This window comes from Nesterenkonia sp. CL21, assembly GCF_031705515.1.
Lineage (GTDB): Bacteria > Actinomycetota > Actinomycetes > Actinomycetales > Micrococcaceae > Nesterenkonia > Nesterenkonia aethiopica.
Genome location: NZ_JAUTWR010000001.1, coordinates 441,068 through 457,633 on the forward strand (window position 1 = coordinate 441,068; position 16,566 = coordinate 457,633).

General features: G+C 67.1%; 15 protein-coding genes and 1 pseudogene. 8 read left to right on the forward strand and 8 right to left on the reverse strand.

All coding sequences use genetic code 11. The features are described 5' to 3' along the window. The first annotated feature begins 5 nt into the window (after nt 1-5). The 5 genes from Q7C18_RS01935 to Q7C18_RS01955 all read left to right on the forward strand — a co-directional run bounded on the left by Q7C18_RS01935 (nt 6) and on the right by Q7C18_RS01955 (nt 3,100). Complete coding sequence (locus tag Q7C18_RS01935) at nt 6-227, forward strand: helix-turn-helix domain-containing protein (protein WP_311023877.1); 222 nt, start codon at nt 6-8, stop codon at nt 225-227. A 92-nt stretch (nt 228-319) separates the two neighbouring features. After that, on the forward strand, nt 320-607 hold the full coding sequence (locus Q7C18_RS01940) for a hypothetical protein (RefSeq protein WP_311023878.1): 288 nt from the start codon (nt 320-322) through the stop codon (nt 605-607). Further along, on the forward strand, nt 604-1,065 hold the full coding sequence (locus Q7C18_RS01945; RefSeq protein WP_311023879.1) for a zeta toxin family protein: 462 nt from the start codon (nt 604-606) through the stop codon (nt 1,063-1,065). The genes Q7C18_RS01940 and Q7C18_RS01945 overlap by 4 nt, the downstream gene beginning before the upstream one ends. A gap of 57 nt (nt 1,066-1,122) precedes the next feature. Then, nucleotides 1,123-2,433, forward strand: a complete 1,311-nt coding sequence (locus tag Q7C18_RS01950) for an ISL3 family transposase (RefSeq protein WP_311023881.1) — start codon at nt 1,123-1,125, stop codon at nt 2,431-2,433. A 7-nt stretch (nt 2,434-2,440) separates the two neighbouring features. Next, nucleotides 2,441-3,100, forward strand: coding sequence for a zeta toxin family protein (locus tag Q7C18_RS01955; RefSeq protein ID WP_311024427.1), 660 nt, complete (start codon nt 2,441-2,443; stop codon nt 3,098-3,100). Between the two features lie 9 nt (nt 3,101-3,109). On the opposite strand, the gene mobF is transcribed toward Q7C18_RS01955, so the two are convergent. Beyond that, nucleotides 3,110-6,574 carry a MobF family relaxase gene (mobF, locus tag Q7C18_RS01960; RefSeq protein WP_311023883.1) on the reverse strand — a complete coding sequence of 1,155 codons (3,465 nt, stop codon included), beginning with the start codon at nt 6,572-6,574 and terminating at the stop codon, nt 3,110-3,112. 286 nt (nt 6,575-6,860) lie between these two features. After that, nucleotides 6,861-7,778 (reverse strand): LysR family transcriptional regulator, encoded by a 918-nt coding sequence (locus Q7C18_RS01965; RefSeq protein WP_311023885.1) that lies wholly within the window; start codon nt 7,776-7,778, stop codon nt 6,861-6,863. Between the two features lie 196 nt (nt 7,779-7,974). Between Q7C18_RS01965 and Q7C18_RS01970 the strand changes: the two genes are divergently transcribed. Together Q7C18_RS01970 and Q7C18_RS01975 are read left to right on the forward strand one after the other, a co-directional pair. Then, on the forward strand, nt 7,975-8,388 hold the full coding sequence (locus Q7C18_RS01970; RefSeq protein ID WP_311023886.1) for a cupin domain-containing protein: 414 nt from the start codon (nt 7,975-7,977) through the stop codon (nt 8,386-8,388). Continuing rightward, the gene (locus Q7C18_RS01975; RefSeq protein ID WP_311023887.1) at nt 8,385-9,434 is read left to right on the forward strand and encodes an acryloyl-CoA reductase; all 1,050 of its coding nucleotides are present in this window, start codon (nt 8,385-8,387) and stop codon (nt 9,432-9,434) included. Before Q7C18_RS01970 ends, Q7C18_RS01975 begins: the two co-directional genes overlap by 4 nt. A 287-nt stretch (nt 9,435-9,721) precedes the next feature. On the opposite strand, the gene Q7C18_RS01980 is transcribed toward Q7C18_RS01975, so the two are convergent. The 3 genes from Q7C18_RS01980 to Q7C18_RS01990 form a co-directional block, all read right to left on the reverse strand. Continuing rightward, the gene (locus Q7C18_RS01980; RefSeq protein WP_311023889.1) at nt 9,722-10,363 is read right to left on the reverse strand and encodes an NAD(P)H-binding protein; all 642 of its coding nucleotides are present in this window, start codon (nt 10,361-10,363) and stop codon (nt 9,722-9,724) included. Between the two features lie 10 nt (nt 10,364-10,373). Continuing rightward, complete coding sequence (locus tag Q7C18_RS01985) at nt 10,374-11,144, reverse strand: SDR family oxidoreductase (RefSeq protein ID WP_311023891.1); 771 nt, start codon at nt 11,142-11,144, stop codon at nt 10,374-10,376. A 107-nt stretch (nt 11,145-11,251) separates the two neighbouring features. Then, nucleotides 11,252-12,277, reverse strand: a complete 1,026-nt coding sequence (locus tag Q7C18_RS01990) for a zinc-dependent alcohol dehydrogenase family protein (RefSeq protein ID WP_311023892.1) — start codon at nt 12,275-12,277, stop codon at nt 11,252-11,254. Nucleotides 12,278-12,416: 139 nt separating this feature from the next. Between Q7C18_RS01990 and Q7C18_RS01995 the strand changes: the two genes are divergently transcribed. After that, complete coding sequence (locus Q7C18_RS01995; RefSeq protein ID WP_311023893.1) at nt 12,417-13,319, forward strand: helix-turn-helix transcriptional regulator; 903 nt, start codon at nt 12,417-12,419, stop codon at nt 13,317-13,319. Nucleotides 13,320-13,408: 89 nt separating this feature from the next. Here Q7C18_RS01995 and Q7C18_RS02000 read toward each other — a convergent pair whose 3' ends face one another. The 3 genes and pseudogenes from Q7C18_RS02000 to Q7C18_RS02010 form a co-directional block, all read right to left on the reverse strand. Continuing rightward, nucleotides 13,409-14,143, reverse strand: coding sequence for an SDR family NAD(P)-dependent oxidoreductase (locus Q7C18_RS02000; protein WP_311023894.1), 735 nt, complete (start codon nt 14,141-14,143; stop codon nt 13,409-13,411). 27 nt (nt 14,144-14,170) lie between these two features. Further along, nucleotides 14,171-15,213: pseudogene (locus tag Q7C18_RS02005) on the reverse strand (NAD(P)-dependent alcohol dehydrogenase). Nucleotides 15,214-15,259: 46 nt separating this feature from the next. Beyond that, nucleotides 15,260-16,477, reverse strand: a complete 1,218-nt coding sequence (locus Q7C18_RS02010) for an MFS transporter (protein ID WP_311023896.1) — start codon at nt 16,475-16,477, stop codon at nt 15,260-15,262. Nucleotides 16,478-16,566 lie beyond the last annotated feature (89 nt).

Here is a 16,566-nt window from a genome sequence, read left to right on the forward strand (position 1 = left end):
GTGTGATGATGCGGCAGAGCACTCTCGACATGGAAGACCTGCGCAGGCGACGCAGCCTGGTCATCACCCGGAAAGAAGCCGCCGAAGCGCTCGGGGTCGATCCCCGCACGATCACCACGAGCATCAACGAGGGCACCATCCCCTCGGTCAAGCTCGGCCGCCGTGTCGTGATCCCGCGCGAGAAGTTCCTCGCCCTGTTCGCCGACGCCCGCCCCGACGATCAATGAGGCGGGGCCGGGCGTGCCGATTCGGCACCACCGCCCTGGGCACGGTCAGCCCACCGCGGTAAACTCATGGGTAGAGAGGAACGGAGGAACGCATGAGTGACACCATCCTGACCCAGCCGCCGCAGGCACGGGCCGACTTCGATCACGTCTCCGACGCGATGCTCTACGACATCGCCCGGCACACCGCCTCGGTGCTCTCCTCGATCCTCCTCACCCGCAAGAACACTGCCGCCGACGATGCCGAGCGCGACCACTGGGCCGCGCGCCGCCGCCTGGTCAAGCAGCAAGTGCGTGCGCTGGACGCGGACGATCGGGCCGGGCTCATCGCGCAAGACGAAGTGTGGCGGCTGGAAAAGCTCGCCCTCACCGGCACCGAGTGACCGAACCGGTCGGCTCCCAAGCCTGGCTCACCCAGGTCTTCAACGCTGACGCCCGCGACGAACTCTTCACCGGACACGCACCCGACCAAGCCGCCCCCGTGCTGGTGCTCCTCGGCGGACAACCGGCAGCGGGCAAGACACGGGCACAACAGGTGATCCTCCGCGAGCACGCCGCCGATGATCTGGTCGAGATCACCGGCGATGATCTGCGCGAGTATCACCCGGACTATGCGCGCCTGGCCGATCACGCACCGCTCGAGATGCCCACCGCGACCGCCCCCGTCTCCGGCGGCCTCGTCAGCCTGGCCTTGGACCACGCGCTCGCGCATCGGTACTCGGTGCTGTTGGAGGGCACGTTCCGCGACGCGGGCATGGTCACCGCCACCGCAATCCGGCTCTTCGCAGATGAGGGTGTAGAGGCAGGGCCCAATGGTCTGGGCGTGGCGGTGCCTGGATAGAGGTCGAGGCCTTCCGACGATGGAAGCTCCTACACTGACCACCTGGAAGACCTCGACGTGCCCCAGCCTACGTTCACCGCCCCAGATCTCGACACCTTCTGCATGGTCGACGCGCTCGGCCTGACCGTCACCGGCCAGCACCTCGAACCCGAGAGAGCAGTGCTTCAATGTCGCGTCACCGCCGATGATCCGTGGTGCCGGGCCTGCGGCGGAGAGGGGGTGCCATGCGGCACGGTGGTCCGTCGCCTGGCGCATCTGCCGCTGGGGTGGCGGCCGACCACCCTGTGGGTGCGGGTGCGCCGGTACCGGTGCCGCGACTGTGCCCGAGTCTGGCGCCAGGACACCACCGAGGCTGCGGCCCCGCGGGCGAAGCTCTCCCGGCACGCGGTACTCTGGGCGCTGAAGTCTGTAGTCATCGACAGGATGTCGATCGCACGCGTCGCCGCCGCGCTGGACTGCTCATGGCACACCGTCAACGAGGCGGTGCTCGCCGCCGGCCGTCAGCTGCTGATCAATGACCCTGCCCGGTTCGATGGGGTCGCGGTGATCGGGGTCGATGAGCACTGCTGGCGCCACACCGGCCGCGGATCCCACTACGTGACCGTGATCATCGATCTGACCCCGATCCGTGATGGAACCGGTCCAGCACGGCTGCTGGACATGGTCGAAGGACACTCGAAGAAGATCTTCACCACCTGGCTCTCCGCCCGCAGCACAGCATTCCGCGCTGGGGTCGAGGTGGTGGCCATGGACGGATTCTCCGGGTTCAAGACCGCCGCAGCCGAGGAACTGCCCGAGGCTGCTGCGGTGATGGATCCCTTCCACGTGGTCGCACTGGCCGGCGACGCCCTGGACCAGGCCCGGCAACGCATCCAGCGTGAGACCACCGGCCACCGGGGCCGATCGGGAGATCCGCTCTACGGGGCACGGAAGACGCTGCGCACCGGGGCCGATCTGCTCACCCTCAACCAGGGCGAGAAGCTCGATCGAGTCTTCGGTTCTGATGAGCATGTCGAGGTCGAGGCCACCTGGAGCGTGTATCAGAAGGTCGTCGCCGCCTACCGGTGCGGCTCCAAGCCTGCCGGCAAGGCGATGCTCGAAGAAGTGATCAGCTCGCTGCGGCGCGGGATCCCCGCCAGGTTGGTCGAGCTGAAGAAGCTGGGCCGGACCCTGAACCGCCGGGCAGTCGACATCCTGGCCTATTTCGAGAGGCCCGGCACTTCCAACGGGCCCACTGAGGCGATCAACGGACGGCTGGAGCACCTACGCGGCACCGCCCTGGGCTTCCGAAACCTCACTAACTACATCACCCGAGCACTGTTGGACACTGGAGGATTCAGACCCCTGCTACACCCTCATCTGCGATGAGCCCGCAATCCGGTTCGCCGAAGCCGGGTATCGGGTCGAGGTCGTCGCCGTGGCGACCCCGGCCGCGGTATCCAGATTGTCGGCGGAGATGCGTTCCCTCGACGCCGGATACCCGGCCGTGGGTCGCTGGACACCGCCCCAAGCCCACGAGTCCGCCCTGGCAGGGTCGGCGGGTGTCGTGGCCGCGCTCGAAGCACTCCCGCACGTCCAACGGATGCAGGTGTTCTCCCGCGAACAGCTCCTGTTCGACAACGCCCGCACCGACGCCGGGGAATGGGCACAGCCTGCTGAGGCAGCAGATGCGCTCCGCCGGGAACAGCACCGCCCCCTGGACGTACGTGAGGCGTTCGACTGGTTGCAGGACTATGCCGCCGTGTTCACCAAAGCCCAGGCACGCCCCGGCTACCTCGGACAGGAAACCGCACCGGCCTATGTCCGCCTCCAAGGCAACGCGCAGACCATGATCCACACCCTGACCCAGACGCCCGGCGCACCGCTCGGTCAACTCGAACGGGAACAACGGGCACGGCGGACGCATCTGGAACGGGCGCTCCCGGACGGGCTACTGCCGCCCCAAAGACGGCCCGCAGCGCCGCCTGAGCTGCCGGACTGGCCGGAACACTCCGGCCCGACCAGCCGCCGCGAACCGCCGACCCTCGGACGATAACGCGCTCTCTTAAAGGCTCAGACCCGGCCCCTCAGGGCGGGGAGTGGTGCGGTGCCCCTGCTCGACATCGTGCAGAAGCGCGCGCTCACGCTCGGCACGCTGTGCCATGCGAGCGTCCTGCTCAGCGCGGGTCTGCTCGATCCTCGCCGTCGCCTCAGCCGGGGTGAGGGTGGCGAGCAGCTCGGCTTCCTCCCGCGCCTGCTTCGCGGCCTGCGCCGCCCGCGCCCCCTGCTGGGCGGGATTGGCGCTGAGGTAGCCCTGTCGATTGCGGAGCACGTTGTCTGTGCCGAACACGCGCGCGTACGCGGCCAACCGAGCCATCTGCGCCTGCTCGGGCCGACCGATCAGGGCATCGCGTGCTTCCCGGTGCTCGTGCTCGGCGTCGGTCACGCGAGAGTCGGCGTCGACCAGCGGCCTGGTGACGCGCTGCACCCACGCCTCACTCGTCTCACTCCATCTTGGCGGGCCGCCCCACTCGTCCGTGAGGTGCTGGCGTGCCTGCTGGGCGCGGGCTTGGGTGGTCTCGTGGTCGGTGCGGGCGCGACGCTTCCCAAACCACGAGGCCGCCTGTATTTGATCGCTTGCCCTTTGCGCGGAGGCGTCGGCGTCCTGCCAGCCGCTCAGCGCCGCCTCTGCCGCTGAGACGATCGGGGCGGCGACCTCGGCACGTACCTCCGCGACACGCTGTTTCGCTGCTTCCTCAGCGGCGTGTGCCCGTTCCCGCGTCGCGCCCTCGCGTTCGCGGAGGTCGGCGAGAGTGGTGCCGACCCGCTGCCACCGTTCCACCTGTGCCTCGGCAGTTTGGGCGCGGTGCATCAGCACGGCGATCTCCTCGTTGACGAACTTCACCGGCCCGTCGTCGGTCAGCCCGGCTACGGCTTCCGTGGCGCGCTGGGTGGCGGTGGTGAGGCCGCGGTCGGCGCGGTCGCGTGCCATCGCCTCGATGAACTGCGCCCGCGCATCCGCCTCGTCTTCCGCGACGACGTGCAGCAGGTTCGTCTCGCGGCCACGGGTCATGCCGACGTAGACGCCCGCGGCGCTCGTGGTATCGGTGAGGAGCGTATGCGCTCCGGCCACGGTCGCGCCCTGCACCCCGTAGGAGGTCGCCGCATAGGAGAGGTGCGCGTGTTGGGCCACGTACTCGGCGGGCAGGCGTACGGTGTGCTGCTGCTTGCGCCCGTTCCCGTGTTCGCGGACGCGGAGCGCACCGTCGTCCTCAACTCGTTGCACGAGCCACTGCTGCCGGTTCGCCACCCCAAGACCGGAGTCGTTCTGCCGCGTCTGGATCAGATCACCCGCCCCGATGGTGAGGTCGTCGCTGCCGTAGGCGGTGCGGGTGTCGTCGACGAGACCCTGAGCGACCCTTTCCTCGCGGATGGCGGCGTTGACGGTGCGGGCTTCGTCGTTCGTGCTCACCGTCACCGCCTCCCCATCCTCCCGCTGCCGGGCGACATGGGCGTGCGCGTCCTCGCTGCTGGCGTGAAGCCGCACGAGGCCCTGCTGTGCGAGTCGGTCGAACACGTCGCCTGGGTCGCGGCTGTCGCGCATCTGCAAGGTGAGGTCGGCGTAGGCGGGGCCGGTGAAGCGGTGCACCTCGGCCATGTCGAACGTGCGCCCCCGAATCTGCGCGGCCATATCGAGCACCCCGCCACGCCCGACCGCGGGAAGCTGCGCACGATCCCCAACAAGAGCGACCGTTGCTTTTGCTTCGGTGGTAATGGTGAAGAGGGCGAGGGCGGTGTCTTGGTCGAGCATTCCAGCCTCGTCCACGATCACCCGCTCACCCCGCACAAGCCGCGCCTCTCTGTTCGGGCCGTTGTAGGTGCGGCCCGTCTCCGGGTCGGTATCGCCGGGGGTGAGGCGCGTCCAGACGCCGTCGTCGTTCCAGCGCCAGCCGTGGGCGTGCACGAGCGCTGCGACACTCGTCGCGGGCACGCCGAGTTCGTCATGCGCGACCTGCGCGGCACGCAACGTCGGCGCCACCACCCGCGCCGCCCGACCGTGCTGCGCTGCGACCTCGATTGCCGCGCCGAGCATCGTGGTCTTGCCCACCCCGGCAGCACCCTCCACAACCACGAGCGGATCACGCGATGCCACTGCCGCAGCCGCGACTGTCTGCCCGGCGTCCAGGCCGTGCGCGTGCGCGGTCGCGCCCAGGTCGGGGTGGCGCGGTTCGCGCTTCGGCGTGCGCTGGGTGAGGAGGTCGCGCAGCTCGGTCTCGGCCTGCACCACCCGCAGGCTCGTGAGGTGCGCAACATGCTCGGGGGTCGGTGCGCCGGGCGGGAGGATCGAGAAGCAATCCTCCAACGCCAACCCCGTTGCGATACTGACGAACTCGCGAATCTCGGCAGGGGTTGCGTGCACGCCGTAGTCGGTCATGATGCGAGTCGCGTGCTCCTGCACGGTGTGCCGCGTCCACGCCGACCCGCCCGCCGCGCACCGATCCAGCGCACGACTCGCCACCTCCTGCACAGAGAGGTCATCGAGCCTTACTCGTGCACGTGGGGCTGGTCGTTGCAACGTGTCGGAGTCGTAGCCGGCCTCCCGCAACTCCGCGATCCACGCCTGTTCTTCGTGCAGGGTGGTGGGCTTCTTCGCGGGGCGCTCGTGCGCCCACGCTTTCGCCGCGAGACAGGCGGAGACGACCGGCCCCATCGTCTCGCCCGGATGCGCCGCCTCCCACTCGGCCTCGAACCGTTCCAGATGCTTGCGCACCTGCTCGCCGCGCTTGCTCATCACCGGGTTGAACCGTTCGAGCTCGACCACCTCCCCAGTCATCGTGTCGAGCGTGAGGCCGTGACGATCGAGCACCGAAGCGAGCTCGGGGTGCGCGGCGATGACGGCGGTGCCGAGGGCACGGATCGCGCCCTGCTGCTTGAACAACGCCGCCGTATCGAGCGCACGCCATTTCCCGGCCGCCTGCACGCGGGTGCCGATCTGGAAATGGATATGCCGATGCGGATCACCCGCACGGCTCGTGCGGTGCGACACCGCCACCGTCTGCACCTCGCGGGCGGGCACGACCTCCTGCTTCCCACGCGGGCCGACGCGAGTGACAGAGTGCTGGGCAATCCATCGCTGAATCTCCGCTACCGCGTCCTGCTGCGCCAGATCGAGAGCATCGGAGACCTCCGGGTGCAACGCCGCGGCGATCGTCAAGGACTTCGGGGCGTTGACGACCATCTCCGCGAACCGCGGCGACCCCTGCCGCCCCTGACCCGGCAGTCGCGGCTTTCCCATCGACTCGCCCGTGACCGGGTTCGTCCAGTCCACCCATCCGGCGTAGGCCTCCGGGTCGAGCCCGAGCGCAGCGGTGACGTTGCCCTCACTGTCGAGGGTCGTGAACTGCGCAACGGAGGCGTCGTCGCCGAGGTAGTAGTCATCGGCGCGGGAACGGTCAGACTCGACATAACGGCGCGCGTCGGCTCCGGTTCCCCGGAACAGGATCACGCCGCCATGCATGAGGATCACCACCTGATGTTTCTAGTACAGCAACTCTGTTACCTACCATGGTAGCATACGTCCATTCAGAAGAGAAGAGAAGAGGCATGCGGGAGAAACAGGAGTCGGCGGCAAGGAGCGATCTGCGTATGGAAGGTGTGGAGCTAGCGGAGACCAATGGCCGAGCAAGGCGTCTGATGTCGCGCGTGAGACGAGTGGGCGGCATCAGCGAAAGGGGCGTGCTTCCTAACCCATTTGGACGATGGCAGCACAGCGGAAATGATGCACCCCAATGCGTGGGCCGCTCTTCCCGAATCTTTTATTCGGAGCCGCCATGCGTCGCGAGTCCGATCAGTTGGTCGACGATGTAGGAAGTCGTTGGCGAGGCGGCACCTGTACGCGTGCGCAGCACGCTGAGCCCGCGGGCGCCGACTTCGAGTCGTCCGCTGTCCAGACGCACTTGCGATGGCATCTGCCGGTTCAATGTGAGCTGAGGAACCAGTGCGGCTCCCAGGCCTGCTGCAACGAGGCTGAGCATCGTTCCGGACTCGCGGCATCGGTGGGCGACGTGGAGTCGCAGGTCGTTCTCTGCGCAGAGTTGTTCGAGTGTTCTCCGCGATGCGTTCTCTGCGTCGGAGGTCACCCATGGCGCACTCAAGAGCTCAACCTGGCTCATCTCGAAGGGCCAAGCTGCCGGAACGACGACTCGGTAGGGGTCGCGCTGCAGGAACGTCTCTTGCAGGCCACGCAGATGCATCTCGCGATCCGGGTGTGTGCGTTCGGCGAGAAGGAGGTCAAGGGCACCCGTTCTCAGTGAGTCGATGCCTTCGTCTTCGTCGACTTCGTAGATCTCTGGCTCGATCTCAGGATCGGAGATCGCCAGGTTCGCCACGACGGGTGCCGCGAGGGCAGTAAGAACGCTGGCGAAGCCGCCGATCCGGACGGTTCCATGCCGGCGGTGTCGGTAGCGATCGAGTTCTCGCTCTGCTGTCACGAGAGCTTGAGCGATGTTTTCTGCTTGTTCGGCCAGGGCGCGGCCGGCGACGGTGAATGTGACAGGGCGCCCGCCCCCGCGTTTGGTCCTGTCGATGATCTCGACCTTTGCCTCGGCTTCCAATCTGGCGAGGTGCTGGGAGACGGCCGAGGGTGTCAGGTGCAGTGCGCGGCCGGCTGCGGCGACGCTCCCGGTGCGCGAGACCGCTCGAAGGACCAGTAGGCGATGCGCATCCATTGGCATTCAGCCAGACTACATCACAGGGGTAGTAGAGCGAACTTTTCTTACCGCAGCATGGGTGTCATGCTGGTGTTCAACGCCCCAGTGGAGAGTCCGTACTCCGACACCATCGGTGAGCGGCTCTGCACCTGTGGGTGGTGACCAGAACCCTTATGAGCCCGAGGCGGAAGCTATCTAACTCCGCCGCAAGGAGGTGCCCATGACCCCCAACCCCTTCGTCGCCACAGCCATGTCCGCACCAGTGGAGACATGGGATCACCCTGACCGCGGGCTGATCTCGTTTCGCACGCTGCTCGGAGACGGCGAGCTCCACGCCCACAGCTTCACCGCGGGCAGCGCCGAGGTCCCCGTCAACGGGTGGCTCGCGCAGCACCGCCACGACCCCGCGGAGGTCTACCTGATCACGTCCGGCCAGGGAACAGTCACCATCGACGGAGTGCCCTATCCCGTGTCCGCGGGCAGCGTCGTGTTTATCCCCTCTCGAAGCGAGCACGGGATCAGGAACGATGGCGAGGAGCCCCTGCACTTCAGCTACGTTTTCGCCGTCAATTCGTTCCATGACGTCGTCTACGAGTTCTCTGCCACGGACGCAATGATCGGGGCAGATGCATGAGTGGGACGAGTGAAGTAGAAGCAGTGCTCCCGGAAGCTTTTCAGGCCGTTGTCGCCGAAGACCAGGGTGGCGAAATTGCCTTCGCGCCCCAGATGATCCAGAGCTCCACTCTTCCTGAGGGTGAGGTGGTCATCGAAGTCGAATACTCCACGGTCAACTACAAAGACATGCTCGCGCTGACACCGAACGGGAAGGTAGTGCGCGGATACCCCATCGTTCCGGGGATCGATCTCGCCGGGACTGTGGTGAGCTCCACGGACGCTTCGCTGCGTGTCGGGCAGCCGGTTGTCGCGCATGGTTACCAGCTCGGCACGGCGAGAGCCGGCGGCTACGCGCAATACGCCCGAGTTCCCGCCGAGTGGGTCGTTCCCCTCCACGACAGCATGACGACCTGGCATGCGATGGCGTTGGGGACGGCAGGGTTCACCGCCGCAATGAGCGTCGTGACCCTGCTCGACGCCGGGATACGTCCCGATGACGGCCCGGTACTGGTGACCGGAGCAAGCGGAGGTGTGGGCACTGTCGCGGTCGACATCCTCGCTTCGCTGGGATACACGGTCACCGCTTCCAGTGGTAAGGACGGAGCAGGCGACTTGCTCCGGAAGCTGGGCGCGGCACAGGTGATCGGTCGCATCCCTGAAGATCCGGACGCAAAGTCCGGACCGCTGGAATCGGCCTCCTGGGTCGGGGCGATCGACACGGTAGGAGGGGAAACGCTCGCGCACATACTGCGCACGCTGAAATACCGTGGCCACGTCGCCGCGAGCGGGAACGCCGCCGGGATATCTCTTCCGGTGACCGTGCTTCCCTTCATTCTGCGCGGGGTCACTCTGCACGGCATCGATTCCGTGCAGGTGCCGATCACGGAACGACGGCAGCTGTGGAACCGCCTGAGCGATGACTTACGACCACAGCACCTCGATCTCCTGACGACCGAGTACCCCGTATCTGAGCTGCCCGAGGTCGTCAGCGCGATAGCGGCAGGCACCAACGTGGGCCGCCCCGTGCTTCGCATCAAAGACGGGTTCACGCCGATCACCGAGTGAGCACATGGACGCCCGTGAATCGTCGTCTGCCATAGTCAGAACGGAGGTAGGGCGGTTCCGGGTGCTAGACGCATCGGTCATCCGCACCGCGCTGGTCGGCAACCCATATACCTTCGCCGTCCAAGCGGACTGGTGGTGAGGATCGGCACGTGGTCAGAGTTGGCAAGCCTGTGCGCGCTTCGGAACTTTTCCTCTTGCGAAGGACGATCTTCGGCGTGGTGCTTGGACTGGACCAGCGCCAGAATACGCTCCAATGCCTCTCTCGAACGTGCCCCATTTCGGCGAACTCATCGGTACGCAGCAGGCTTGTCGCCTTCGGTGCCGGGCTGGGTGATGCCGAGGTTCTCGCCGACGTACTCCTCGGGGTTTGCAACGAGACCCGCGATGAACGCTCCCAGACTTGCCCGTGAGGTTTCAGTGCCCTTGTACGTCTCGCCCTTGCGGGTGAGCTGGACCTCAGTGGTGTCCTTGTCGGTAAGCCAGACCGGTCGCAGAATCGTGTAGTGTAGCGACGATTGCTCGACCACCTCGGCTGCGCGCAGGTTGACAGGTCGGGTCGCCCCGGCATGCTCGTAGTCCCAGGTGTTGAAGGGCTCGGGCAGTTCGTCGTAGACGCCTCCGGCGTTGATCGTGATGATCCGGCCGGCACCAGTCTCCTCCGCAGCGCGGACGACATTGGCGGTGGTCTCGTCCAGATCGCTGCCGCCGAGCGCGACGATGACGATGTGCTGCCCGGCCAGTGCATTGCGTAGCGCGTCCCGGTCGTGCGCGTCGCCGGCGACGAGCGTCGCTGTCTCGGGGGCAACGGCGGACAGACGCTCGGGATTGCGCAGGAAGAGGGTGAGGGCGACGTCGTCCTGCTTGGCCAAGCGCGGGATGATCTGCCGAGCGGATCGGCCGTTCGCGCCGACAATGAGGACGTTGCTCATAACGTGCTCCTTAGCTGATGCCGATGGTCTGACCGCCGTCGACGACGAGGGCGTGGCCGATGGTGAAGCCGCCGAGGTCGGAGCACAGCCACAGGACAGCCGAGGCGATCTCTTCGGGCGTGCCCATGCGGCCGATGGGCTCCTGGGCGATGACCCTGGCCCGGCCCTCTGGGGTGCCGCCGGAGAAACGACCCATCATCGGCGTTTCGATGATGCCGGGGCAGATCGCGTTGATCTGGATGCCCTGATCGGCATAGTCGAGAGCTGCGGACTTCGTCAGCCCGAGGACGCCGTGCTTCGCCGCGGCGTAGGCGGCTTGGCCCTTGATGCCGATGACACCGGCACCGGAGGAGATGTTGACGATGGAGCCCCCGGTTTCGCTCATGACGAGGATCTCCTGCTTCATCGCCACAAATACCCCGCGCAGGTCGACCGCAATCAGCTTGTCCCACTCTTCGTCGCTGGTCTCGGTCAGCGGCTTCGGCGGCTGCTCGATACCAGCGTTGTTCACGCCGATATCGATCGGGCCCAGCGCCTCGACGGCGGACTTCACAGCCTGCTCGACGCTGTGGCTGTCGGTGACGTCGGCCAACGCGACGTGGGCCTTCCGGCCGTAGCCTTCGACGAGCTTCGCGGTCTCGCGCAGCGGCTCTTCCTCAGTGCCGGTGACCGCGACATCGGCGCCGGCTGCGGCGAAGGCCTCCGCAGTCGCCCGGCCGATACCGCTGCCGGCACCTGTGATGAACACGGTCTTGTCAGTGAAGTCAAACGTGATGGACATAGAAGACACTCCTGTCAAATCTGGTATGCATTGTGATCCTGCCCGAAGCCTCAGAGTCGGGCATCGGCGACGAGGAACCGGCCGGCATCGAGCCCGCCGACTACTAGTCAGAGGGTGAGCAGCACCTTGGTCGCGCGGCGCTCGACCATCGCTTCGTAGCCTGCCGCGGCCTGATCCAACGGCAGGGTGAGGTCGAAGACCGTGCCGGGGTTGATCTCGCGCTTCCAGATCAGGTCGATCAGTTCCGGCAGGTAGCGGCGCACCGGAGCGGGACCGCCGTGGAGGTGGACTTCGGCGAAGAACACCTCGTCCATCGGCAGCTTCACGCCCTCATGGGCGACACCGACGAAACCGACATGTCCACCCCCGCGGGCGGCGTGGATGGCCTGCATGAACGACTCCTCCGTGCCGACAGCCTCGATCACGCTGTGTGCCCCGAGCCCGTTCGTGAGTTCTTTGATCTTTGCCACACCGGCCTCGCCGCGCTCCTCGACGATGTCGGTCGCGCCGAACTCACGCGCCAGGGCCTGCCGGTCGGCATGCCGGGACATGGCGATGATCCGCTCAGCCCCGAGCTGCTTGGCCGCGAGCACCCCCATCAGCCCGACTGCTCCGTCGCCGACCACCGCGACGGTCTTGCCGGGGCCTGCCTGAGCGGCATCGGCAGCGAACCAGCCGGTGCCCAGGACATCGGAGGCAGCCAGCAACGAGGGGATGAGATCTTCATCGGGCTGACCGGGCGTGGCGACCAGGGTGCCATCGGCATACGGGATGCGAGCCTTCTCGGCCTGAGTGCCGATACCGCCGTGGACGAACTCGGCATTCACGCACTTCGACGGGTACCCGGCTCGGCAGATCTCACAGGTGCCATCGGAGATGACGAACGAACCCACCACGAAATCTCCGGGCGTCACGGTCGTCACCTCGTCGCCGACCTGCTCGACGATGCCGACGTACTCGTGGCCCATGAGCAGATGATCGGCCGGCTCCACACCGCGGTAGGGCCACAGGTCTGAGCCGCAGATGCACGCGGCAGTGATCCGCACGATCGCATCGGTAGGGTCGATGATCTGCGGGTCCTCGCGCTCGGTCACGCTGATCTGACCGGGGGCGTCCATAATGACACCACGCATGATGTGCACTCCTTTTGTCTCGTCGTCTCAGATTGATCTGCATATACTCCATCATTGATTCAACGCGTATGGGAGTCCCCGTCCAGGGGGGTATCGTCAGGGTCTCCTTCACGACCGTGGCGTGGCCTACGGTGGTGGTATGGACAACCGAGTCGAGGTTCGTGAGTTCCTGATCACTCGCCGCGAGAAGCTCACCCCCGAACAGGTCGGCCTGCCAGCGGGGACCAACCGACGGGTCAAGGGCCTGCGCCGCAGCGAGGTGGCCACCCTGGCCGGGGTCAGCGTCGAGTACTACACTCGCATCGAGCGCGGAGCGATCAGCGGCGCGTCCCCGGAGGTCCTCGACAGCCTCGCCAAGGCCCTGCGCCTCGACGACGCCGAGCGAGCCCATCTGTTCGACCTGGCCCATGCGGCTAATCCAGTCGCTCGGCCTCCCCGGAAGCGCCCATCGAAGTGCTGGAGCCCGCATCCGGCCCTGCAATGGGCCTTGGACGCGGTGACCACCGGCCCCGCCTTCGTCCGTAACGGCCGCATGGACCTGCTCGCGGTGAACCCACTGGCCCGCGCGTTCTACTCCGAGCTCTACGACATGCCCGGTCAACCGCCGAACATCGCCAGGCACGCGTTCCTCGATGACCGTGCCCAGGTGTTCTACCCAGACTGGGATGCCTTCGCCGATGTCACCGTGGCGATCCTGCGCACCGAGGCCGCCCGCGACCCGCATAACAAGGAACTCCACGATCTGATCGGGGAACTCTCCACCCGCAGTGACGAGTTCCGTCGCCGCTGGGGAGCCCACAACGTCCGCCACCACGGTTCCGGGTTCAAGACCTTCCATCACCCGGTGGTCGGTGAGATGACCCTGGCGTACGAGGGTATGCAGATGGAAGCCGAACCCGGTCTGACAGTCACGATCTACACCGCTGAGCCGGGGTCGGACTCCGCCGAGCGGATGGCGCTGCTCGCCTCCTGGGCCGCCTCTGAGCTCTCGGAGATGCGAGCGCAAGAGACGACGAGTGAGTCAGGGCCGACGCGCACCTGAGCAACACAGACGGGACGTCCTCGGGCCGACGGCTCCCGGGCGTGGTCGAGTTCCCCGGCAGCGCTCATCCGCTATCACGGGTGCGGAGATCAGGACAGGGGCAGGGCGATGCGGGTGTGCTCGGTCAGGCTGGCCAGCAGCGCATCCTGGAAGGCGTCATCGCCCGCGGCCGGGTGGGGCTCTTGCCTGCGGTGGTGATGCCAGTAGCCTCCGCTCACCAGCGCGGCGGGATCGTCGGTGGTGGCCAGCCAGACCTGCGTGCGGTGGCCTTCGCGCAGGTCATCGCTGGCCTGGGAGCCACCCATCCGGGTGGGCACCCAGCCCGGATCGACGGTGTGCACCACGGTCTCGGGCCGCAGTCGCGCCACCGCAGCAGCCAGGGTAGTGACGAACAGCTTGGAATCGGAGTAGGAACTATTCGGGCGTGCCCCGGTCCAGTCGATCCCGGTCAGATCCGGGCTGCCGCCGCGGTGCATGCTGCTGCTGAGATAGATCAGCCGACCGGCCGGGACGAGTGCGGTGAGCACGTAGGGGGCGACGACGTTGACGGGCAGCAGACCCGACCCGTCGATGACTCCGGCGTTGTGGATGACCGCATCGAAGGCGCCGAGAGCGGTGGCCTGCTCGGCGAGCTGCACGGTCTCGCCGAGATCACCGAGGTCTCCGGTGACGTTGCTCGCGCCGCGGTCGATCAGATCGCCGACAGCGGCCAGGCGCTCTTCGTTGCGGGCGTGCACGGTGACCTGGTGGCCGTGGTCGAGCAGCGCCTCGGCGGCGCTGTGGCCCAGGCCTGTCGAGGACCCGGTGATCAGGATGCGTGCCATCACGTCTCCGTTCTGTGGTGTCCTGGGTCAGGCCAGGGTTGAGGCGTCGATGACGAAGCGATAGCGCACGTCCGAGGCCAGTACCCGTTCCCAGGCCTGGTTGATCTGATCGGCGGCGATGACCTCGACGTCGGGGGCGATGTCGTTTTCGGCGCAGAAGTCGAGCATCTCCTGGGTCTCGGCGATCGATCCGGTGGCTGAGCCCGCGTAGGTGCGTCGCCGGCCGATCAGGGAGCCCACGTGCAGGCTCTGCGGGTCCGCGGGTGCCCGACGTTGACCAGGGCGCCGTCGCGGGCCAGCAGCGAGAGGTGAGCGTCGATGTCCAGGGGCGCGCTGACGGTGTTGACGATCAGATCGAAGGTGCCCGCCAGCTCGGTGAAGGTCGCCGGGTCCTCGGTGGCGTAGTAGTGGTCTGCGCCCAGGCGCCGCCCGTCGTCCTGCTTCGCGAGGGTGCGGGAGAGGACGGTGACCTCCGCGCCGAGACCGTTGGCGAGTTTGACTACCATATGGCCCAGCCCGCCGAGCCCGACCACGGCTACCTTCTTGCCCGGGCCCGCGCCCCAGTGCCGCAGCGGCGAGTACGTGGTGATCCCTGCGCACAGGAGCGGCGCGGCGGCGTGGAAGGGGATCTGCTCGGGCAGGCGCAGGACGAAGTCCTCGTCGACCACGATATGGGTGGAGTAGCCGCCTTGGGTGATCGTGCCGTCGCGATCCACCGACCCGTAGGCCTGCGTGTTGCCGTTCAGGCAATACTGCTCCAGCCCGTCACGGCAGCTGTCGCATTCCCGGCAGGAGTTGACCATCGTGCCGACCCCGACCCGCTCCCCGGCCGCGAACCGGGTCACCTCTGCGCCGACCTCGGTGACGGTGCCGGCGATCTCGTGGCCGACGACGAGCGGATAGGCGATCTCGCCCCACTCGCCGCGGGCGGTGTGGATATCGGAGTGGCACACCCCGGCCCAGGCGATCTCGATCAGCACGTCCTTCGGACCGACATCACGCCGGGTGATCGTGGTCGCAGCGAGCGGATCGGCGGGGGCGAATGCGGCGTAGGCGTTGACGGTGCGCATCGGATTCTCCTTTGTGACAGAACAGGTGAGAGGGAGGGGGCGTGGCTCAGACGGCGACCGGGGTGGCCTTCCGGACGGGATGGCGGTCTTTGACGATGAGCACGCCCAGGGGCAGGAAGTACAGCGCGGCGATCGCCGCGCCGACGATGACCGGGCCGGTCGCGCCCAGCGCGGACTCCAGGGCGATACCGGCGATCGCAGATCCGATGGCGGTTCCGACGTTGAACGCCGAGGTCGCCAGCGCCGAGGCCAGGGTCGGTGCCTGGGTGGCGTAGGTGACGGCCTTGCCGATCAGGATCGGGTTCGTCGACATGCCGAAGAGGCCCAGGGCGAACACCAGGACGACCGTGATCACCGTCACCTGGGAGAAGAGCGCCAGGCCTACGAGCACGAGCAGGGTCGCGGTGGCGGAGGTGAACAGGACCCCGTAGGGGCGGAAGGAACCGATCCGGCCGCCGAGATTGGAGCCGATGAGCGCGCCGACGCCATAGGCCAGCAGCACCAACGGCACTGAGGACGCGGCCAGGCCGGTGTTCTCGGTCAGCAGCGGGGAGATGAAGCTGTAGACCGCCAGGGAGGAGCCGCACACGATCGCGCAGCCGGCCAACACCAGCCACACCCGGCCATCGCGCAGGGCAGAGAACTCAGCTTTCAGGGACGGCAGCGGCGCGTCGCTGGGATCGGCGGGCACCTGCTTGAGGATCACCACCGCGGCCACAAGCGCGAGAACAGCCAGCGCCCAGAACGGTCCGCGCCATCCGATGGCTTGCCCGGCGAACGCGCCGAGCGGCACGCCGATGACGTTGGCGAGCATGCCACCGCCGAGCACGATCCCCAGCGCCCGCGAGCTGAGTTTGGCTCCGACGGCTTTGGCGGCGACCACCGCTGCCACTGCCCAGAACGCGCCGGTGGCCAGGGCGGTGACGAACCGCATGCCCAGGATCAACGGGAAGCTCTCCGTCAATGCCACCACGACATGACCGATCGCGAACACGACCAGCGACAGGGTCAGGGTCAGGTGACGCTGGAGTTTCAGGGTCGCGATGGCCATCAGCGGGGTGCCCACGATCATCCCGATCGCGAACACGGTGATCATCAGCCCGGCGTTGGCCACGCTGACGCCGAGGTCGCCTGCGATCTCGGGCAGAATGCCGGCGACCATGAACTCGGTGGTGCCCATGAGGAGCACCCCGGCGGCGAGGACATAGACCACCAGCGGCAGCCGGGACGAGACAGGCGTCGCCTGCGCAGTTTCTTCGGACATGGGAAAAGGAGTGATTCTCTCGGTAGGAAACAGATGATGTCTGGGCTCGCTGCGTTCACACGCGAGAAATAGCAGCAGGCACAGCGAAG